Below are 19,690 nucleotides of genomic sequence, written 5' to 3'. Positions count from 1 at the left end.
AGGGCTGCGTATTCTACGCATTTCCCGTTTCGCGTCAAGGAGTTTTTACAAACTTTCTCAACACTCATCAATCAGTAAACTCATCAATGAACTGTCACACCAGGCTGCTTAACGCTGTCTGCCGTGTCAGTGGATGCGCATTATAGGCAGTGAAACTTTTTGTGCAAGGGCTTTTTAAATGAAAAAAGATCGCATGGCGATCTTTTAAACAGCGGCGATTGTTTTACATGCAAAGTGCCCATTAATTGGGCTTTTTGCTGCCTTTATCGATAAAACCTTGGATTAGCGAGACGGCTTTTACGTCATCCCAATCAACATAGGATCGAACAAAGGCAATTAATTGACCCTGTTGATCAAGAATAAAGGTCGCAGGAATCGTGTCGAGCGGAAAAACGTTCCCAAGACTTTGTGGTTGATCGTAGTAAGAGTTGAAATTCGCCATACCTAATGAACTTAAGAACGGCTGAACCTGCTGCTTACCTTCTGCATCAATAGAGATAGGCAGCACGACAAAATCTTCAGTCTTGAACTTAGTTGCTAACCTTTCGATTGCAGGCAACTCTCTGACACATGGCGGACACCAAGTCGCCCACATGTTAACCATAATGATCTTGCCTTTAAATTGGCTGAAGTCGATAGCTTTACCATCGACATCATTAAAGGCAACAGGCTCAATAGGAAAAGTCTTTGGCAGTACATTGATCAAATCAACCGTTGATTCCATCGGTTTAGCCGTTTGCTGCATACCAGGGTACGAATGCGCGACCCCAGCAACAAATACCGAAAGAATGGATGACAACATGAATGCCGTTATGACTTTATGCTTCATTTTGTATTGCGCTTTAGCAAGGTATCTAACTCGCGCTGATCTTCTGCGCTAATTTCGTTCGGCACATTACCGCCAATACGTTGCTTACGAATGAAGATGAATCCAATCACTAGACCCAGAAGTAATAAACCAATAGGACCTAACCAGAGAATGTAGGTCTTGGTTTCCATCTTAGGTTTATAGAGAACAAACTCACCGTAACGACTAGTCATAAACTCGATGATCTCATCATCCCCTTTTCCTTCGTCAACCATCTTGAATACCTCAAGACGCAGATCTCGAGCAACGGGTGAATTGGAGTCGATCAAATTTTGGTTTTGACACTGTGGACAACGTAGTTCATGGGCCAAAGACAAACCGCGCTTTTGATTTTCAGGTGACTTGAATTCGTAAGTATCAACTGGTGTTGCCATGACAGCGGTCGTCATGCTGAACATCAGCACTAGACTACCTATGATTTTTATCAGTGTTCTCATGCTGCGCCATCCTTCGCTGCTTCAGCTTGTAATTGTTGGATCATAGGGTAAAGGGTTTCACTCCATACGCGTTGGTCTATTGGACCTGCATAACGGAAACGGATAATACCGTTGTGATCAACAATAAAACTCTCTGGTGCACCATAAACGCCAAGATCTAATCCTAAACGGCCATCTTTATCATAAATATTAACGTTGTAGGGATCGCCCTGACGTTTTAACTCTTCTAACGCAGGAACACGCTCATCACGATAGTTGATCCCGTAAATTGGCAAAAGATTTTTACGTTTTAGCATCACTAAGAAAGGATGCTCATATTTACAAGATGGACACCACGTCGCCCATACGTTAAGTAATGATACCTTACCTTTTAATTGCTCATTCGTTATTATCTCAGCCGGTGTTTCTAGGCGTTCCAGTTGGAAAGCCGGAATAGGCTTCCCTTCCAGTGCTGAATCCAATTGCTGCGGATTCAGAAATAACCCTTTATATAGAAACACCCCCATGGCGAGAAATATGACCAATGGGATAAACAGAACCAACTTCTTCATACATTCCCCAATTATTGAGCCGTTGCCAATTTTGCCTTTTCGGACAAAGGCGCGACGGCTGCAGTGACTTTCGCACGGTAACGTTTATCCGATGCAGCGAAGAATCCACCTATCATCATGAAAATTGCCCCAAACCATAACCAACGCACGAACGGCTTATAGTTTAAACGAACCGCAAATTCAGTGCTGGTAATAGGGTCACCCATAGTCACGTACAAGTCACGGAATAGACCCCAGTCAATACCGGCTTCTGTCATATCCATAGTTCGCACATTATATTGACGACGATCGGGTTTTAGTAATGTCAGTAGCTCATCGCCCTTGTAGATCTCTATCTGTCCCTGCTGTGCAGTGTAGTTAGGACCTACTACGTTTTTGGTCTCGAGATACTTAAAAGTATAACCGGCGAGTTCTTGGCTTACACCAGGTCCCATACGAACACTTTTCTCAATCGAGTAATTTGACACCATAGTGGCACCAATCACAGAAACAGCAATACCGAGATGCGCGAAGATCATACCAAGCTGACTACGGCCCATGCGGCTAATGCTGATATCACCTTCTTTCGACTTGACCATGTTATAGGCCGCTCTTGCGGTAGCCAGAATAATCCAAGCCGCGGCAGCAATACCAAAGGTAACCCAAATATTGAATACACCATCGACGATAAATGGCGTCACAATACCGATAGCAGCAGCAATCATTGCTGGGATCAATAGCTGACGCTTAAGCTCGCCCGCTTTCGATTTTTTCCAGCGAATAATTGGACCAATACCCATAAAGCCAAATAGCACTAATACGATAGGCACGAACACCGCATTAAAGTATGGGGGTCCAACAGAGATTTTACCCATGCCAAGCGCGTCGATGAGCAATGGATATAATGTACCCAATAGTACCGTACCTGCGGCAACCGTCAGTAGCACGTTACATACTAAGAGCATTGTTTCTTTAGACTTGAGCTCGAAACGGGCAGGACTACTCATTTCACTGGCACGTAAAGCAAACAGTGTTAATGAACCGCCAACAGCTAAACCAAGTAACAACAGGATGAACATACCGCGGCTTGGATCGGCTGCGAATGAATGCACTGAGGTTAATACACCTGAGCGAACAATAAAGGTACCAAGCAAACTTAAAGAGAAAGCGAAAATAGACAGTAATACAGTCCAGTTACGGAAGGCGCCGCGTTTCTCAGTCACAATCAAAGAGTGAACAAGCGCAGTACCCACTAACCAAGGCATAAAAGAGGCGTTCTCAACGGGATCCCAGAACCACCAACCGCCCCAGCCTAATTCATAATAAGCCCACCAAGATCCTAGTGCGATACCGCCCGTAAGGAAGGTCCAAGCAGCCAATGTCCATGGACGAGTCCAACGAGCCCATGCAGAATCGAGACGGCCGCTCATCAGCGCAGCAATCGCAAATGCAAAGCTTACAGAGAAGCCCACATAACCCAAGTACAACATAGGAGGATGGAAGATTAATCCCACGTCCTGCAGCATTGGATTTAAGTCACGACCTTCGGCAGGGATCGGGAATAAACGTTCAAATGGGCTAGATGTGAGTAGCATAAACAAACTAAAGCCAATCACAATAAGAGCCAATACTGCCAGCACACGGGCAGTAAATACTTCTTCTAAACCTTTGCTAAACAAAGCAACCGCAGCCGCCCAAGTTGATAAAGCAAACACCCAAAATAACAGTGACCCTTCATGACCGCCCCATACGGCCGAGATCTTAAAGAAGATAGGTAACTGAGAATTTGAATGATGTGCCACATAGGCGACCGAGAAATCATCGACGGCAAAACTATAAGCCAGCACGACAACAGATAAGGTAATAAAAAAGAACATTCCGTACGTTAATGGCCAAGCGTACCTAACAAGGTATTGGTCTTTTCTGGCAACACCTATTAGGGGGACGCTGATTAATAAGAAGGCAAAAGCCACCCCTATTATCAACGCAAAGTGTCCAAGTTCTGGGATCATGGGTTTTCCTCAGTCTTCAATAATATGTTGATTTAGAAAGACTCTATCTCAACGCACAACATGCTATTCACGCAAATGCACGAAATTTTGCTCATTTTAGTATTTGCTATTGTTCCTGTCTGCCTCTTTCGTACAAAACTGGGTTACTTGTCTCATTCTCAATTTTAGAGGTCGATGAAAGTCACGGAAGAGGCTCAGTTCTGCATGTGACCGACAAATGACACTTAAGTTTCATACAAAATTTACAAGAAGAATCAATTTGTGAACCAGTGCCCAACTATAAGCTTTCAGCACTGGGATTACCTTATATTACTGTTCAATGAACAATCTTTACGTATAATCTTGCTTCCAAGCCTAGCGGTTACTCCGCTTTCTGCAAACTAAAGTGAATATAGAAACAATGACGACATTTTGGATTTTTATTGCGCTTGTTATGTTAGTCGGCCTGATGCTGATTTGGATCCCGCACTTCAGACAGCAAAAATTGCTGAAAACGGAAGAAGCTGGAGTTCGTAAACAAACGAACCTTGAATTGTTCAATGAGCGCTTAGGCGTTCTTGAAAAAGAATTAAGTGAAGAGCTACTCGATCAAGCCGAATTTGATGCATTGAAGAAAGAACTGGAAATCAGTCTACTCCAAGACATCAAACAAGCGAACGACGATTCACTGGTCAACCAAATAAAGCCAAAGACGATTCTGTGGCCGTCGATCATGTCAGTTTGTTTGATTGTTATCTCAGGCTATCTCTATCAACACTTAGGCGCCTTCGAGAATATTGATAGTGCTCAACAACCTGCAAATCCACATGCGGGAATGGATACGGCTCAAATCATGATGCAACGCGTGCAGATGATGGAAGCTCAAGTTAAAGCCGAGCCAGAAAACAGCCAACTGTGGTTCAGCTTAGGTCATGCTTATGTATCGGCAAACCAATACGATAAAGCGATTGCGGCTTTCGATAAAGTAATCGAATTAGTCGGAAAGCATGCAGAATTGCTCGGTCCAAAAGCAACGGCGATGTATTACAAAGCGGGTCAACAAATGACACCGCAAATCCAAGCTCTTATCAATGAGTCTTTAGCAATGGATGCACAAGATCCTTCAACGCTACTGCTCGTGGGTATGGATGCTTTCTTTACTGCTGACTACAAGAAAGCCATCACCTCTTGGCAAACGATTTTAGATAGCGGTCGTGCCGACGTTGATCGTGCTGCTCTTATGAATGCAATCGAAACCGCCAACTTACGCATGCAGTCGGAAACCGCTGGCATGCCAAATGATGATGCACATAAGCAAGTCAAAGCGAGTGCTAAATCGGTCAATGTCACTATATCTATCTCAGCAGAACTTGCGGCTAAAGCCAGTCCAGAAGACACCATTTTCATCTTTGCCCGTGCAACTGAAGGACCTAAAGTCCCATTAGCTGCAACCAAAGTCAGTGCTAAGTCTTTCCCGATTACAGTGACATTAGATGACAGCAGCGGTATGGGTGGTGATGTGAAGTTAAGCGATGCAGCCAATGTGGAAGTGATTGCTGTACTATCTAAACAAGGTAATATCAAACCGCAAACGGGTGATATTCAAGGCAAGATCAGTAAAGTCGCCGTAGGCGATACAGCGAACCTAGTACTTGATACTCAAGTGCAATAAATCGCAGTTAATTGCAGATATAAAAAAACCGGCTTTCGCCGGTTTTTTTATATCTGAAGAATTACTTAGCTGTAGACATAAATTTGATAGCAGCTTTGTAATCATCATCAGTACAATCAGTACACATACCGCCTGGTGGCATAGCATTCAGACCGGTTTTCACACTCTTCACTAGAGCGTCAACACCCTTAGCTAAGCGTGGTTCCCATTCTGCAGCGTTGTGTACTTTTGGAGCACCAGCAACACCCATACTGTGGCATACGGTACATGCCTTATTATAAATAGCCTCAGCATCTTGAGCTGAAGCGTTAACTGACATAGTCAAAGCAGCGACAGCAGTCATTGCTAACAGTTTTTTCATGTTCAATGTTCCTAATGCAAATACGTACAAAGCTCGGCGCCGCCCTTACTTAGGCAGACTCATTATAGCCGACTAAGATTACTACAAACTTCAAGAAATCTCATCTTTTTGTGATTAGAATCTCAACACAAAATGAATCAGGCGACAAGGATGACAAATTCGTTAATATATTAGCAAGTCGTAAAAAAGTTCGATAAATATTGCGGTTATTGGAACCACATCATATTGCTGACATCTAGTGCAAACCAAGAGTAAACCCCCAATAACGTTTGTGTTAGAATGACTTGTGTTTCCTTCCGGCTTGAGATAGAGGGTTCAGTGACAAATATAACTAAAGAAACCACATTAGTGTCAGCCAGCAAGCTGACCTGTATCCGCGAAGAACGCATCCTCTTTGATGAGTTAAGTTTTGATATAAATGCTGGTGACATTGTTCAGATTGAAGGCCCTAACGGCGCAGGCAAGACCAGTTTATTACGCATATTGGCGGGCCTTTCTCGCCCCTATGCCGGACAAACTTTTTACATTAATGAAGACATAAACCGTTGCCGCGATGAATACAATGAAGACCTCTTGTATTTAGGCCATTTAGCTGGCGTGAAATGCGAGCTGACTGCCGAAGAAAACCTTAATTTCAATTTAAGAATCAGTGGTTATGATGACTTTGATACGTCAGAGATTTTAGCCAAAGTCAATTTAACGGGCTTTGAAGAAGCTCTCGCGGGGCATTTATCCGCAGGCCAGCATCGCAGAACAGCGCTATCAAGATTGTGGCATAGCAACTGTAAAATTTGGATCCTTGACGAACCTTTTACTGCAATTGATAAAAAAGGCGTCGAAGAACTGGAGCAGTTATTTATTCAGCATGCGGATAATGGTGGTTGTGTGATCCTCACAACTCACCAAGATATGGGCATTATCACAGATGATAGGCTTCGTAAAATTCGTCTCGATTATCGCTTCATATAAGGTCAGGCTCAATGAAAAGAGGCATCAGTTTTACCCAAGCATTTTTCACCTTGCTGCAGCGAGATCTTAAAATTGCTATTCGCCACCGCGGCGACATTTTTAACCCACTGCTATTTTTTATTATGGTCGTTACCTTGTTTCCGCTGGGAATTGGACCAGAGCCGCAAATGTTAGCACGTGTGGCACCGGGGATAATTTGGGTAGCCGCATTATTAGCATCAATGTTGTCACTTGAAAGGCTTTTCAAAGCCGACTTTAGTGATGGTAGCTTAGAACAAATGCTATTAAGCCCACAGCCATTAGCCATTCTCGTATTAGCTAAAGTGTTAGCCCACTGGATTTTAACAGGTGTGCCACTGATTATTATCGCACCACTGTTAGCGGTATTACTCAATCTAGACGGCAACAGCTACGGTGCGTTAATTTCAACGCTTGCGCTAGGCACGCCAGTATTGTCGCTGTTAGGTGCTATTGGTGTGGCATTAACCGTCGGTCTAAGGAAAGGCGGCGTGTTACTCAGCTTACTTATTTTGCCCCTATATATCCCAGTACTCATTTTTGCAACGAGTGCCATAGACGCGGCAGGAATGAATTTACCCTATGATGGTCAGCTCGCTATAATAGGCGCTATGCTGGTCGGATCGTTAACCTTAGCACCTTTTGCAATTGGTGCATCTCTGCGAGTGAGTACTAACTAAAATGTGGAAATGGTTACACCCTTACGCGGATCCTGAACGCGCATATAAATTATCAGGAACTTTATTTCCATGGTTTGCGATCTTAGCCGGTCTATTGATTGCTGTTGGCACTACATGGGGACTCGTCTTCGCGCCGACGGATTACCAGCAGGGTGATAGCTACCGTATTATATTTATCCATGTTCCTGCAGCGTCTATGTCAATGGCGGCTTATATGGGTATGGCAACAGCAGCCTTTATCGGTCTAGTTTGGCAGATAAAACTTGCCGACTGGGCTGCGGCATCTATTGCTCCCATTGGTGCAGTGATCACCTTTATCGCACTCTTTACCGGGGCAGCATGGGGTAAACCTATGTGGGGTGCTTGGTGGGTATGGGATGCACGCTTAACTTCTGAGCTGGTATTACTATTCCTATATCTAGGTGTGATCTCGCTCTACGCCTCATTTGAGGATAAAGTGCTCGCAGCTCGTGCAGCAGGGATCTTAGCGATCGTCGGTGTGATCAATATTCCTATCATCAAATACTCAGTTGAATGGTGGAGCTCATTACATCAACCGTCGACAATACGCATTACCGAGAAATCGACAATGTCGACGGAAATGCTCTATCCACTATTAATTAACATACTGGGCTTCGGTCTTATGATTGGCGCCATCACTATTGTCCGTTTTAGAGCAGAAATTTTAGCAAGAAATGGCATGCGCCCTTGGGTCCGTGAACTAGCTAAAGCGGAGGAGGTCAAATGATGCAATTCGATTCAATCAGTGATTTTTTTAATATGGGCGGCTATGCATTCTATGTATGGCTATCCTATGGAGTGACCTTCTTCTGCCTCTCTACGCTCATCATTACCAGCGCACGCCAAAAGCGTAAGGTGTTAATTGATATCGCGAAGAAGATGGATAGAGAAGAACGCCTAAAAGAAACTAGGAGTACTAAATCGTGAACCCAAGACGCAAAAAAAGACTGACATTAGCTGTAGCATTAATCGGTGGCGTTGCTGCGATTACTTCGCTTTTGCTCTATGCGCTGAACTCCAACTTGAACTTATTCTATACTCCGTCTGAAATTGTCCACGGCAAGACAGACACTGGCGTAAAACCTGAAATTGGCCAACGTATTCGTGTCGGCGGAATGGTGACGGTAGGTTCTATGGTGCGAGATCCCAAAAGCTTGCATGTCGAATTTGCAGTGCATGACTCCCTCGGCGGCGAAGTACTGGTCACTTATGACGACCTATTGCCCGATCTTTTCCGTGAAGGACAAGGCATTGTTGCTCAGGGTGTACTGGGTGCTGATGGCAAACTAGAAGCAACTGAAGTACTGGCCAAGCATGATGAAAACTACATGCCACCAGAAGTCGCTGAAGCCATGGGCCAAAAGCACGAAAAGTTAGATTATAGCCAGCAAAAGGCACCTGATACTAAGTAGGTTATTGATGGATCAGCAATAGCGTACAAACTAAGCCTCCTAGCTTAATAACTAGTGAGGCTTTTTTATTATCTCAATATGCACAATTAAAGGTGGACTATACTCTAGGCAGCGCCAATACCTAAGATTGCATATGATTCAAATGAGACAACTAAACTCTAGTTTGCAACACATTCTAAGCTTCCTAATTATCTGCTTGATAGGCCTCTCTCAGGAAGCCAATGCTGCTAAAGTTGTTGTTATCGAAAGCTACCATCATAGCTATCAATGGGACCAAGAATACTATCAAGCGATTTATGACACGCTCAGCCCTCACCACGATGTTAGTTATTTCGAGATGGATACCAAACGCTTGCCCGAAGAGCAATTTACTGAACGAGCTGACTTAGCATGGAAATACATTCAACAACAAGCACCTCAATTGGTTATTCTCGCCGATGATAATGCGGTTAATCTCTTACACCAGCGCCTAAATGACAGCCTAATCCCAGTTGTCTATTTAGGGGTGAACATGAATCCTAGAGAATATCATCTCAATGAACACAAACGCTTCACAGGCGTCATTGAAAGACCACTACTACGACGTTCACTACTGCTCATTCAACGTTTACTACCACAGACTGTGCATAGAAAAATCTTAGTTCTATTCGACCAAGGAGTCACCTCTGACTCAGCGGCTGAATACATCAGTAAACAACACTCAAGCATGTTAGGCGATATCGAAGTTAATTTAGTGCAATTGTCACAGCTAAGGGATTGGCAGCGGAATGTATTGACCGCGAAGGAACAGGGTTATAACGCTATAGTCGTGGCGCTATACCACACAGTTAGAGACGCAGATAATCGCTCAGTAGATGCAGATCAGCTCCTAAAATGGATATCTGAACATACTCCGGTACCGAATTTTGGGTTTTGGGGATTTAGTGTCTCTGCTGAAGGTAATATTGGTGGCTATGTTCTCGATGGCTATCATCATGGCAAGATTGCAGCGAATATGGCGACAAAAATACTCGGCGGCGAGAAACCCGAAAATATTTTCCCAGTAACAGATGATCTTGGAAAATACATGTTTAGCCAGAAAGGCTTAGCTAAATGGAATATCGTCCTCCCAAAAGAAATCGAGAAAACCACACTTTGGGTAAAATAGTAAAAAAGGCATAAAAAAGCCGGGCTAATGCCCGGCTTTTTAAAAGTGTAACCTTAATTACTCAGCAGCTTCAACATCAACAGCTTGAGCAGCTTCTGGGCGACCAACTAGCTCGATGTAAGCCATAGGGGCTTTATCACCAGCACGTAAACCGCACTTAAGGATACGGGTATAGCCACCAGGACGTTCCTGGTAACGTGGACCCAACTCAGTAAATAACTTACCAACGACTTCAGCGTCGCGAGTACGTGCAAACGCTAAACGACGGTTTGCAACGCTGTCACTCTTAGCAAGTGTTATCAGAGGCTCAACTACGCGACGCAGTTCTTTCGCTTTAGCCACAGTTGTCTTGATGATCTCATGACGAACTAGTGAACCGGCCATGTTGCGAAACATGGCTTGGCGATGACTGCTGTTACGGTTTAGTTGACGACCACTCTTACGATGGCGCATGACCTAATCCTTATAACCTAAATCTGTACAAACCTGAGACTTATAGGTCGTCTGCTAAACTAGCTGGAGGCCAGTTTTCCAAACGCATACCTAACGACAGTCCGCGAGAAGCTAAAACATCCTTAATTTCAGTAAGAGATTTCTTACCTAAGTTCGGGGTTTTCAGCAACTCAACTTCAGTGCGCTGTACCAGATCTCCGATGTAATGAATCGCTTCGGCTTTCAAGCAGTTAGCCGAACGTACAGTTAGCTCTAAATCGTCGACAGGACGCAGCAGAATCGGATCGAATTCCGGTTTCTCTTCTTTCAGCTCTGGCTCAGTCACGTCACGTAACTCTACAAACGCATCTAGCTGTTCAGCCAGAATAGTTGCAGAACGACGGATAGCTTCCTCAGGATCGATAGTACCGTTTGTGGTCATATCGATAACGAGTTTATCTAAGTCAGTACGCTGTTCTACACGTGCTGCTTCTACATTGTAGGCAATACGTGCAACTGGCGAGAAAGAAGCATCAACCAGCAAGCGGCCGATTGGGCGATCATCGTCTTCGGTCTGTGCACGAGCAGATGCTGGTACATAACCACGACCACGCTCAACGCGAATACGCATGCTGATATCATTATTACCTGTCAGATGACAGATAATATGATCAGGATTCACGATAGTGACATCACCATCATGCGTGATATCTGCTGCGATGACAGGGCCTGCGCCGGACTTGCTCAACGTAAGCATAGCCTCGTCTTTACCCTCGATGGTCACTGCTAACCCTTTCAGGTTTAACAAGATCTCAAGGATATCTTCTTGAACGCCTTCCTTACTGCTGTATTCGTGCAGTACACCGTCAATCTCGACTTCGGTAACCGCGCAGCCGGGCATAGACGACAATAGGATGCGACGCAACGCGTTACCTAAAGTGTGGCCGAAACCACGCTCAAGTGGTTCCAATGTAACCTTGGCACGTGTTGAGTTAACCTGCTCGATATCAACGAGACGCGGTTTAAGAAATTCTGTAACAGAACCCTGCATTGTGTCCTCTCTTGTTTGTTAGCCTTACTTAGAGTAAAGCTCGACGATCAGCTGTTCGTTAATTTCCGCAGACAAATCGCTACGTTCTGGAACGCGCTTGAAAGCACCTTCCATTTTCGCGTTGTCGACTTCAACCCATGTAGGCTTCTCGCGTTGAGCTGCCACTTCTAAAGCCGCTTTAATACGAGCTTGAGTACGTGACTTCTCGCGGATGCTCACAACATCATTCGCAGACACTTTGAATGATGGAATGTTAACAACACGACCGTTAACCATAATAGATTTATGGCTTACTAGCTGACGTGATTCTGCACGAGTTGCACCGAAGCCCATACGATAAACGACGTTATCAAGACGGGTTTCTAAAAGCTGAAGCAGGTTTTCACCTGTGTTGCCTTTAGTACGTGCAGCATCTTTGTAATAGTTACGGAATTGTTTTTCTAACACACCGTAAATACGACGAACTTTTTGTTTTTCGCGTAACTGAGTACCGTACTCTGACAAACGTGGCTTACGAGCGCCATGTTGTCCAGGTGCAGTTTCCAGTTTACACTTTGAATCGATTGCTCTCACACCGCTTTTTAAGAAAAGGTCTGTACCTTCTCGGCGGCTGAGCTTGAGCTTGGGACCCAAGTATCTTGCCATGATCTTTCTCCAACTATCCTAATGAAACGGCGTTATACACGACGCTTTTTAGGAGGACGACAACCATTATGAGGGATCGGCGTCACATCGGTAATGTTGGTAATTTTATAACCAACAGCGTTCAGCGCACGAATGGCTGACTCACGACCTGGACCTGGACCCTTCACAAACACTTCAAGGTTTTTTAAACCGTAGTCTTGAGCAGCAGCACCTGCACGCTCAGCAGCCACCTGTGCAGCAAATGGAGTAGATTTACGTGAACCACGGAAACCTGAACCACCTGAAGTAGCCCATGACAACGCATTACCTTGACGATCTGTAATGGTGACAATAGTGTTGTTGAAAGAAGCATGGATATGAGCCATGCCATCTGCAACCTGTTTACGTACGCGCTTACGCGGAGAACGTGACGGAACTTTAGCCATTGCTTTACCTTCCCGTTACTTTCTAATAGGTTTACGTGGACCTTTACGCGTACGCGCATTGGTCTTAGTACGTTGCCCACGGAGAGGCAGGCTACGGCGATGGCGGAGACCACGATAACAACCAAGATCCATAAGACGCTTGATGTTCATTGAAATCTCACGACGTAAGTCACCTTCTACTAGGTATTTGGCGACTTCTTCGCGTAGTGTGTCTATTTGAGCTTCGCTCAATTCCTTGATCTTAGCAGTTTCAGCGATTGCTGTAGCCGCGCAGATTGCTCTAGCGCGAGTACGGCCGATGCCGAAAATTGCAGTCAATGCGATGACTGTATGCTTTTGATCAGGAATGTTAATGCCAGCGATACGGGCCACTATGCACTCCTTAAAGTTAAAGGCCAACTGCGAAAAGCCCGAAAGGATACTCGACAGTCGACAGATTTGCAAACAAAATTTTGTTCAGCCCAATTCATGGGCTGAACAAATTACTTTTTAGCCTTGACGCTGTTTGTGTTTTGGTTCAACACAGATAACGCGTACAACGCCACTACGCTTGACGATCTTGCAGTTACGGCAGATCTTCTTCACGGAAGCTCGAACTTTCATTTCATCACTCCGTAAAGCTACTTAGCGACCAAAGCGATCTAAATTCGCTTTGTTAACTAGGTTAGCTTTCTTCATCACAGACTCATACTGATGAGACATCATATGCGTCTGAACCTGAGCCATGAAGTCCATGATTACGACTACCATAATTAGTAGTGAAGTACCGCCGAAATAAAACTGTACTTTCCACGCAATTAACATGAACTCCGGAATTAAGCAGATAAAGGTTATGTATAACGCGCCTGCCAATGTCAAACGGGTCATAACTTTATCAATGTAACGCGAAGTCTGTTCTCCAGGACGGATCCCAGGGATGAATGCACCACTCTTCTTCAAGTTATCTGCTGTTTCACGTGGGTTAAACACCAACGCAGTATAGAAGAAACAGAAAAAGATAATCGCTGTTGCATATAATAATGAGTAAAGCGGTTGGCCAGGTGACACAGCAAGTGAAAAATCACTTAACCATGACATGGACTCATTTTGACCGAACCACTGAGCCAGTGTTCCAGGAAACAAAATGATGCTTGACGCAAAAATTGGCGGAATAACACCTGCCATGTTTATTTTCAGCGGTAGATGGGTACTTTGCGCAGCGAACACCTTACGGCCTTGCTGACGCTTGGCATAGTTAACGACGATACGACGCTGACCACGTTCCACAAACACTACAAAATAAGTCACTGCAAACACAATTACCGCGAGCAACAACAATACTAACACATTCAAGTCACCTTGACGCGCCTGCTCAGCCGTTTGGCCGATAGCGGAAGGTAATCCAGCAACAATACCTGCGAAAATCAAAATCGAGATACCATTACCTATACCACGTTCGGTAATTTGCTCACCTAGCCACATAAGGAACATAGTTCCTGTTACTAAGCTCACAACCGCAACAAAGTAGAATCCAAATCCAATGTTGACCACAAGGCCTGGCACTAAATTTGGTAACCCGGTTGCAATACCGACCGACTGGAATGTACCCAGCACTAAGGTACCCCATCTGGTATATTGACTGATTTTCTTACGTCCTGATTCGCCTTCCTTTTTCAATTCAGCGAGTGCAGGATGTACGACAGTCAACAGTTGCATGATAATCGATGCCGAAATGTACGGCATAATACCTAATGCAAAGATAGAGGCACGCTCAAGGGCACCACCCGAGAACATGTTAAACATGCCAAGGATGGTTCCACTTTGCTGAGCAAACAGCTCTGCTAATACAGCTGCGTCAATACCAGGAATTGGCACAAACGAACCGGCTCTAAAGACGATAATCGCACCAATCACGAACAGGAGGCGAGCTTTCAATTCTGAAAGTCCACCTTTCGCGCTTTTTAAATCAAGTCCTGGTTTTGCCATCGACGTATTATTCCTCGATCTTACCGCCGGCAGCTTCAATAGCTGCACGTGCACCTTTGGTTACCTTCAGACCTTTAACAGTCACAGGGCGCTCAATGGTACCTGAAAGAACAATTTTCGCAAACTGGATGTTGCGAGTTATTACGTTCGCATCTTTCAGAGCGTTTAAGTCGATAACATCACCGTTAACTTTTGCCAGTTCGAGTACACGAACTTCAGCTGTTACCATAGCGCGACGCGAGGTAAAACCAAATTTAGGTAAACGGATTTTCAGTGGCATTTGACCACCTTCGAATCCTGGGCGTACACCGCCACCAGAGCGAGACTTTTGGCCTTTATGACCACGACCCGCTGTTTTACCTAGACCTGAGCCCATACCACGGCCTACACGCTTTGGTGCATGCTTAGAGCCTGCAGCTGGAGATAGAGTATTTAAACGCATCTATTAATCCTCCACCTTAACCATGTAGTAGACCTTGTTGATCATACCGCGAACAGAAGGAGTATCTTCTAATTCAACAGTATGACCAATGCGACGCAAACCAAGACCCGTTAGGGTTGCACGGTGCTTCGGTAAACGACCGATACCGCTTTTAGTTTGAGTAACTTTTACAGTTTTAGTTGCCATGGTGCATTACCCCCGAATTTCGTCAACATTCAGGCCACGCTTAGCTGCGATTTGCGAAGGTGACTTCATGTGCACCAAAGCATCGACAGTCGCGCGAACGATGTTGATCGGGTTAGTAGAACCGTATGCTTTTGACAGAACGTTATGCACGCCTGCTACTTCCAATACGGCACGCATTGCGCCACCGGCAATAATACCAGTACCTTGTGATGCAGGTTGCATGTACACAAGAGAACCAGTATGACGACCTTTAACTGGGTGATGCAGAGTACCTGCATTCAACTCAACGGTCACAATGTTACGACGAGCTTTTTCCATCGCTTTTTGAATCGCGGCTGGAACTTCACGTGCTTTGCCATAGCCATAGCCAATCTTACCGTTACCGTCACCCACTACTGTCAGTGCTGTGAAGCTAAAGATACGACCGCCCTTAACTACTTTAGAAACACGATTAACTGCAATTAATTTCTCTTGCAGATCGTCTTTTTGCTGAGCTTCTAATTTAGCCATTTTATAACCCCTTAGAACTTCAGGCCAGCTTCACGAGCTGCATCTGCTAAAGCAGCTACACGACCGTGATACTTGAAACCAGAACGATCGAACGCAACTGAAGTTACGCCTTTTTCGATCGCGCGCTCAGCAACAAATTTACCTACTGCTTTCGCTGCGTCTACGTTACCGGTACTCTTCAGTAGCTCTTTAACCGCTTTTTCTACGGTTGAAGCAGCTGCCAACACCTGAGCTTCAGGATTGATCACCTGAGCATAAATGTGACGCGGTGTACGATGTACAACCAGACGGTTCACGCCCAGCTCTTGGATCTTCTTACGAGCGCGAGTAGCGCGACGTAAGCGAGATGTTTTCTTATCCATATCGCGTTACCTACTTCTTCTTAGCCTCTTTACGGCGTACTACTTCGTCGTCATAGCGAACACCTTTGCCTTTGTATGGCTCTGGTGGACGGTATCCGCGAATCTCAGCAGCGACTTGGCCAATTAACTGTTTATCAACGCCACGTAGGACGATGTCAGTTTGGCTAGGGCACTCTGCAGTAACGCCTGCGGGCAGTTTGTGTACTAACGGATGAGAGAAACCTAAAGTAAGGTCGATATCAGCACCGACGAGTTTCGCACGGTAACCAACGCCAACTAACTTTAACTTACGCTCAAAACCTTGAGATACACCAACAACCATGTTGTTTACTAATGCACGAGTTGTACCAGCCTGTGCCCAAGCGTTAACAACGCCTTCAACAGGGAGGAACTTAACTACGCCGGCTTCAATAACAACATTGACCGCATTGTTGATCACTCGAGTCAGACTACCTTTTCCGCCTTTGACGGTAAGGGTCTGTTCGTTCAAGGTCACCTCTACGCCAGCTGGAATAGATACTGGTGCTTTTGCTACACGAGACATTCCTAGCTCCTTAAGCTACGTAGCAGATAACCTCGCCACCCATGCCTGCAAGGCGGGCGGCACGATCAGTCATCAAGCCTTTAGAAGTGGACACAATTGCGACACCCAGACCGCCCATCACCTTTGGTAGTTCGTTTTTACCTTTGTAAATACGAAGACCAGGGCGACTTACACGCTGGATAGTCTCAACGACTGGTTGGCCTTGGAAATACTTTAAAGTAACTTCCAGTTCAGGCTTGGCTTCATCTGCTACGGCGTAATCAGCAATATAACCTTCATCTTTAAGTAGTTTCGCAATTGCGACTTTCAACTTAGCTGAAGGCATCTTCACTGATACGTGGTTAGCAGCTTGGCCGTTACGAATACGGGTTAACATATCCGCAATAGGATCTTGCATGCTCATATTAGCTTACTCCGTGACAAGTGCTTACCAGCTGGCCTTACGCAGGCCAGGAACTTCACCACGCATGGTTGCTTCACGTAATTTGATACGGCTTAAGCCGAATTTACGTAAGAAGCCATGAGGGCGACCAGTTTGATTACAACGATTGCGTTGACGCGCAGCGCTGGAATCACGTGGTAGAGCTTGCAGCTTAAGAACCGCATCCCAACGATCTTCGTCAGAAGAAGCTGGACTTGCAATGATAGTCTTAAGAGCCGCACGCTTTTCAGCGTACTTGGCCACGAGCTGTGCACGTTTAGCTTCACGTGCTTTCATTGATGTTTTTGCCATTACGCTACCCTTATTTCTTGAATGGGAAGTTAAAAGCGTCTAACAAAGCACGACCTTCTTCATCATTCTTCGCAGTAGTAGTGATAACAATATCCATACCACGAATCTTATCGATTTTATCGTAATCGATTTCTGGGAAGATGATCTGCTCACGCACGCCCATTGCGTAGTTACCACGGCCGTCAAACGCTTTAGCGCTTAAGCCACGGAAGTCACGAATACGTGGGATTGCGATATCGACTAAACGCTCTAAGAATTCCCACATACGCTCACCGCGTAGGGTCACTTTACAGCCAATAGGGTAGCCTTCACGGATTTTAAAACCAGCAACTGACTTACGAGCTACAGTCACAACTGGCTTTTGACCAGCGATTGCAGTCATATCACGGACAGCATGGTCCATGATTTTCTTGTCTGCAACAGCTTCGCCAACACCCATGTTCAGGGTGATTTTCTCAATCCGAGGGACTTGCATGACACTGGTATAACCGAACTTTTTAGCAAGTTCAGCGACAACAGTCTCTTGGTATTTATCATGCAGTTTCGCCATCGTTTACTCCAATTACTTAACGAGTTCACTGTTCGATTTGAAGAAACGAACTTTTTTGCCGTCTTCAAAGCGGAAACCAACGCGATCAGCTTTGCCAGTGGCAGAGTTGAAAATCGCTACATTTGATGCTTGTATCGGTGCTTCTTTCTCAACAATACCGCCAGCTACGCCCAATTGTGGGTTTGGCTTTTGGTGTTTTTTGACAAGATTGATGCCTTCAACAATCAATTTACCAGTAGGAAGGACTTGAGAAACTTTTGCACGTTTACCCTTGTCTTTACCTGCTAATACAATCACTTCGTCTTCACGACGTATTTTAGCTGCCATTTTGAAGCTCCTTACAGTACTTCTGGTGCCAGCGAGACAATTTTCATAAATTGCTCATTACGCAATTCACGTGTCACTGGTCCAAAGATACGAGTACCAATCGGCTGCAGGTTGTTGTTCAAAAGAACAGCTGCATTCCGATCGAAGCGAATGACAGAACCGTCTGGACGACGTACGCCTTTCTTAGTACGGACTACCACCGCGTTATACACATCGCCTTTCTTCGCTTTAGCGCGAGGAATCGCTTCTTTAACAGAAACTTTGATGATGTCGCCGATACCGGCATAACGACGATGAGAGCCACCCAAGACCTTAATACACTGAACTCTGCGTGCGCCGCTGTTACAAGCAACGTCAAGAGTCGATTGCATTTGGATCATTTTAAGTGCTCCGCTATCGTTACTACACAATTCCCACTATGGGACAATAAAAACACTCATTTTTGCTATTAATTTAGTCAAAAATGGCGCGCAAATATAACACCATAAAAGTGGAATGTATAGTATTAAAAAACAAACGGCCCCACATTCTGGAGCCGTTTACCTAAATACCTAATTAGCTTAGGCCTTTGATACTACTTCAACCAGGGTCCAAGACTTAGTCTTAGACAAAGGACGACATTCGCGAATCGCTACTAAATCGCCTTCATTGCACTGATTCGTTTCGTCATGTGCATGGATCTTTGTCGTACGCTTAATGTATTTCCCATAAATTGGGTGTTTCACTTGGCGTTCGATAGCAACAGTAATGGACTTGTCCATTTTGTTGCTAGTTACACGACCCTGCAAAGTACGGATTTTATCAGACATTATGCACCCGCCTTAGAAGTAATAATGGTCTTAACGCGCGCAATGTTACGGCGCACCAATTTCAGTTGATTAGTCTGAGTCAACTGACCAGTGGCGTGTTGCATACGCAGGTTGAACTGCTCACGCAGCAGACCAAGTAGTTCAGCGTTCAGTTCTTCAACGCTCTTTTCTCTCAGTTCGCTCGCTTTCATTACATCACCGTCTTAGTTACGAAGGTAGTCTTAATTGGAAGCTTGGCAGCAGCCAAAGCAAACGCTTCACGAGCGATCACTTCAGAAACACCATTCATCTCATAAAGAACCTTACCAGGTTGAATCTGACATACCCAGTATTCAACGTTACCTTTACCTTTACCCATACGCACTTCAAGAGGCTTAGAGGTAATCGGCTTGTCCGGGAAAACTCGAATCCAAATTTGTCCCTGACGCTTAATGTGACGTGTCATGGCACGACGTGCAGATTCGATCTGACGTGCAGTTAAACGGCCACGGCCGACTGCTTTCAGACCAAAAGTACCAAAGCTAACTTCGGTACCGTTCGCTAGACCGCGGTTGCGGCCTTTGAACATCTTGCGAAACTTCATACGTTTAGGTTGCAGCATTG

32 protein-coding genes are annotated in these 19,690 nt (G+C 45.0%); 7 read left to right on the top strand and 25 right to left on the bottom strand.

The window, feature by feature from the left end:
* Positions 1-241: 241 nt before the first annotated feature.
* Genes HQQ92_RS01575 through HQQ92_RS01560 form a run of 4 tightly spaced genes read right to left on the bottom strand, consistent with a single transcriptional unit; the run spans position 242 to position 3,847 of the window.
* A complete protein-coding gene (locus HQQ92_RS01575) occupies positions 242-829 on the bottom strand; it encodes a TlpA disulfide reductase family protein (protein ID WP_173242631.1) in 588 nt (195 codons plus the stop codon).
* The gene (gene nrfF / locus HQQ92_RS01570; RefSeq protein WP_173242627.1) at positions 826-1,305 is read right to left on the bottom strand and encodes a heme lyase NrfEFG subunit NrfF; all 480 of its coding nucleotides are present in this window, start codon (positions 1,303-1,305) and stop codon (positions 826-828) included. The genes HQQ92_RS01575 and nrfF overlap by 4 nt, the downstream gene beginning before the upstream one ends.
* Complete coding sequence (locus tag HQQ92_RS01565) at positions 1,302-1,856, bottom strand: DsbE family thiol:disulfide interchange protein (protein WP_105251044.1); 555 nt, start codon at positions 1,854-1,856, stop codon at positions 1,302-1,304. The genes nrfF and HQQ92_RS01565 overlap by 4 nt, the downstream gene beginning before the upstream one ends.
* An 11-nt stretch (positions 1,857-1,867) precedes the next feature.
* Positions 1,868-3,847 carry a heme lyase CcmF/NrfE family subunit gene (locus HQQ92_RS01560; RefSeq protein WP_173242625.1) on the bottom strand — a complete coding sequence of 660 codons (1,980 nt, stop codon included), beginning with the start codon at positions 3,845-3,847 and terminating at the stop codon, positions 1,868-1,870.
* A gap of 400 nt (positions 3,848-4,247) precedes the next feature.
* Here HQQ92_RS01560 and ccmI point away from each other — a divergent pair, with 400 nt between their 5' ends.
* The gene (ccmI, locus tag HQQ92_RS01555; protein WP_173248542.1) at positions 4,248-5,498 is read left to right on the top strand and encodes a c-type cytochrome biogenesis protein CcmI; all 1,251 of its coding nucleotides are present in this window, start codon (positions 4,248-4,250) and stop codon (positions 5,496-5,498) included.
* Between the two features lie 61 nt (positions 5,499-5,559).
* Here ccmI and HQQ92_RS01550 read toward each other — a convergent pair whose 3' ends face one another.
* Positions 5,560-5,859 carry a cytochrome c5 family protein gene (locus tag HQQ92_RS01550; RefSeq protein WP_105251041.1) on the bottom strand — a complete coding sequence of 100 codons (300 nt, stop codon included), beginning with the start codon at positions 5,857-5,859 and terminating at the stop codon, positions 5,560-5,562.
* A gap of 318 nt (positions 5,860-6,177) precedes the next feature.
* Here HQQ92_RS01550 and ccmA point away from each other — a divergent pair, with 318 nt between their 5' ends.
* The 6 genes from ccmA to HQQ92_RS01520 all read left to right on the top strand — a co-directional run bounded on the left by ccmA (position 6,178) and on the right by HQQ92_RS01520 (position 10,106).
* Positions 6,178-6,828: a cytochrome c biogenesis heme-transporting ATPase CcmA gene (gene ccmA, locus HQQ92_RS01545; protein WP_131525727.1), complete on the top strand. Its 651-nt coding sequence runs from the start codon at positions 6,178-6,180 to the stop codon at positions 6,826-6,828.
* Positions 6,829-6,839: 11 nt separating this feature from the next.
* Positions 6,840-7,526, top strand: a complete 687-nt coding sequence (gene ccmB / locus HQQ92_RS01540) for a heme exporter protein CcmB (RefSeq protein WP_006079706.1) — start codon at positions 6,840-6,842, stop codon at positions 7,524-7,526.
* 1 nt (position 7,527) lies between these two features.
* Positions 7,528-8,274: a heme ABC transporter permease gene (locus tag HQQ92_RS01535; protein ID WP_105251039.1), complete on the top strand. Its 747-nt coding sequence runs from the start codon at positions 7,528-7,530 to the stop codon at positions 8,272-8,274.
* Positions 8,274-8,474 carry a heme exporter protein CcmD gene (gene ccmD, locus HQQ92_RS01530; protein WP_105253042.1) on the top strand — a complete coding sequence of 67 codons (201 nt, stop codon included), beginning with the start codon at positions 8,274-8,276 and terminating at the stop codon, positions 8,472-8,474. Before HQQ92_RS01535 ends, ccmD begins: the two co-directional genes overlap by 1 nt.
* Entirely contained in the window at positions 8,471-8,959 is a 489-nt protein-coding gene (gene ccmE, locus HQQ92_RS01525; protein ID WP_105251038.1) for a cytochrome c maturation protein CcmE, read from the top strand. Before ccmD ends, ccmE begins: the two co-directional genes overlap by 4 nt.
* Positions 8,960-9,101: 142 nt before the next feature.
* Positions 9,102-10,106, top strand: coding sequence for an ABC transporter substrate-binding protein (locus tag HQQ92_RS01520; RefSeq protein WP_254306291.1), 1,005 nt, complete (start codon positions 9,102-9,104; stop codon positions 10,104-10,106).
* Positions 10,107-10,163: 57 nt separating this feature from the next.
* Here HQQ92_RS01520 and rplQ read toward each other — a convergent pair whose 3' ends face one another.
* The 20 genes from rplQ to rplP all read right to left on the bottom strand — a co-directional run bounded on the left by rplQ (position 10,164) and on the right by rplP (position 19,688).
* Positions 10,164-10,559, bottom strand: a complete 396-nt coding sequence (gene rplQ, locus HQQ92_RS01515) for a 50S ribosomal protein L17 (RefSeq protein WP_006083573.1) — start codon at positions 10,557-10,559, stop codon at positions 10,164-10,166.
* A 40-nt stretch (positions 10,560-10,599) separates the two neighbouring features.
* Complete coding sequence (locus HQQ92_RS01510; protein WP_006083574.1) at positions 10,600-11,589, bottom strand: DNA-directed RNA polymerase subunit alpha; 990 nt, start codon at positions 11,587-11,589, stop codon at positions 10,600-10,602.
* Positions 11,590-11,613: 24 nt separating this feature from the next.
* A complete protein-coding gene (rpsD, locus tag HQQ92_RS01505; protein ID WP_006083575.1) occupies positions 11,614-12,234 on the bottom strand; it encodes a 30S ribosomal protein S4 in 621 nt (206 codons plus the stop codon).
* Positions 12,235-12,266: 32 nt separating this feature from the next.
* Positions 12,267-12,659 (bottom strand): 30S ribosomal protein S11, encoded by a 393-nt coding sequence (gene rpsK, locus HQQ92_RS01500; RefSeq protein WP_006083577.1) that lies wholly within the window; start codon positions 12,657-12,659, stop codon positions 12,267-12,269.
* Positions 12,660-12,674: 15 nt separating this feature from the next.
* On the bottom strand, positions 12,675-13,031 hold the full coding sequence (rpsM, locus tag HQQ92_RS01495) for a 30S ribosomal protein S13 (protein ID WP_011787581.1): 357 nt from the start codon (positions 13,029-13,031) through the stop codon (positions 12,675-12,677).
* Between the two features lie 117 nt (positions 13,032-13,148).
* A complete protein-coding gene (gene rpmJ / locus HQQ92_RS01490; protein WP_006083579.1) occupies positions 13,149-13,262 on the bottom strand; it encodes a 50S ribosomal protein L36 in 114 nt (37 codons plus the stop codon).
* A 21-nt stretch (positions 13,263-13,283) separates the two neighbouring features.
* The gene (gene secY, locus HQQ92_RS01485; protein ID WP_007644459.1) at positions 13,284-14,624 is read right to left on the bottom strand and encodes a preprotein translocase subunit SecY; all 1,341 of its coding nucleotides are present in this window, start codon (positions 14,622-14,624) and stop codon (positions 13,284-13,286) included.
* A gap of 7 nt (positions 14,625-14,631) precedes the next feature.
* The gene (gene rplO, locus HQQ92_RS01480; RefSeq protein ID WP_006083581.1) at positions 14,632-15,066 is read right to left on the bottom strand and encodes a 50S ribosomal protein L15; all 435 of its coding nucleotides are present in this window, start codon (positions 15,064-15,066) and stop codon (positions 14,632-14,634) included.
* A 3-nt stretch (positions 15,067-15,069) separates the two neighbouring features.
* The gene (rpmD, locus tag HQQ92_RS01475; RefSeq protein WP_006083582.1) at positions 15,070-15,252 is read right to left on the bottom strand and encodes a 50S ribosomal protein L30; all 183 of its coding nucleotides are present in this window, start codon (positions 15,250-15,252) and stop codon (positions 15,070-15,072) included.
* A gap of 6 nt (positions 15,253-15,258) precedes the next feature.
* A complete protein-coding gene (rpsE, locus tag HQQ92_RS01470) occupies positions 15,259-15,762 on the bottom strand; it encodes a 30S ribosomal protein S5 (RefSeq protein WP_006083583.1) in 504 nt (167 codons plus the stop codon).
* A gap of 11 nt (positions 15,763-15,773) precedes the next feature.
* The gene (gene rplR, locus HQQ92_RS01465; RefSeq protein ID WP_006083584.1) at positions 15,774-16,124 is read right to left on the bottom strand and encodes a 50S ribosomal protein L18; all 351 of its coding nucleotides are present in this window, start codon (positions 16,122-16,124) and stop codon (positions 15,774-15,776) included.
* A gap of 10 nt (positions 16,125-16,134) precedes the next feature.
* Positions 16,135-16,668: a 50S ribosomal protein L6 gene (gene rplF / locus HQQ92_RS01460; protein WP_105251036.1), complete on the bottom strand. Its 534-nt coding sequence runs from the start codon at positions 16,666-16,668 to the stop codon at positions 16,135-16,137.
* A 10-nt stretch (positions 16,669-16,678) separates the two neighbouring features.
* Positions 16,679-17,071, bottom strand: coding sequence for a 30S ribosomal protein S8 (rpsH, locus tag HQQ92_RS01455; RefSeq protein ID WP_006083586.1), 393 nt, complete (start codon positions 17,069-17,071; stop codon positions 16,679-16,681).
* Between the two features lie 24 nt (positions 17,072-17,095).
* On the bottom strand, positions 17,096-17,401 hold the full coding sequence (gene rpsN, locus HQQ92_RS01450; RefSeq protein ID WP_006083587.1) for a 30S ribosomal protein S14: 306 nt from the start codon (positions 17,399-17,401) through the stop codon (positions 17,096-17,098).
* A gap of 10 nt (positions 17,402-17,411) precedes the next feature.
* Complete coding sequence (rplE, locus tag HQQ92_RS01445; RefSeq protein WP_006083588.1) at positions 17,412-17,951, bottom strand: 50S ribosomal protein L5; 540 nt, start codon at positions 17,949-17,951, stop codon at positions 17,412-17,414.
* Positions 17,952-17,963: 12 nt separating this feature from the next.
* A complete protein-coding gene (rplX, locus tag HQQ92_RS01440) occupies positions 17,964-18,278 on the bottom strand; it encodes a 50S ribosomal protein L24 (RefSeq protein ID WP_006083589.1) in 315 nt (104 codons plus the stop codon).
* A gap of 11 nt (positions 18,279-18,289) precedes the next feature.
* A complete protein-coding gene (rplN, locus tag HQQ92_RS01435; protein ID WP_006083590.1) occupies positions 18,290-18,658 on the bottom strand; it encodes a 50S ribosomal protein L14 in 369 nt (122 codons plus the stop codon).
* A gap of 180 nt (positions 18,659-18,838) precedes the next feature.
* Positions 18,839-19,087, bottom strand: a complete 249-nt coding sequence (rpsQ, locus tag HQQ92_RS01430; protein ID WP_006083591.1) for a 30S ribosomal protein S17 — start codon at positions 19,085-19,087, stop codon at positions 18,839-18,841.
* A complete protein-coding gene (rpmC, locus tag HQQ92_RS01425) occupies positions 19,087-19,278 on the bottom strand; it encodes a 50S ribosomal protein L29 (RefSeq protein ID WP_006083592.1) in 192 nt (63 codons plus the stop codon). Before rpmC ends, rpsQ begins: the two co-directional genes overlap by 1 nt.
* Positions 19,278-19,688, bottom strand: a complete 411-nt coding sequence (gene rplP / locus HQQ92_RS01420) for a 50S ribosomal protein L16 (protein WP_006083593.1) — start codon at positions 19,686-19,688, stop codon at positions 19,278-19,280. Before rplP ends, rpmC begins: the two co-directional genes overlap by 1 nt.
* Positions 19,689-19,690 lie beyond the last annotated feature (2 nt).

The organism is Shewanella sp. DC2-4 (assembly GCF_013248875.1).
Classification (GTDB): Bacteria; Pseudomonadota; Gammaproteobacteria; order Enterobacterales; family Shewanellaceae; genus Shewanella; species Shewanella oncorhynchi.
This window is presented reverse-complemented; position numbering and strand designations above follow the sequence as displayed.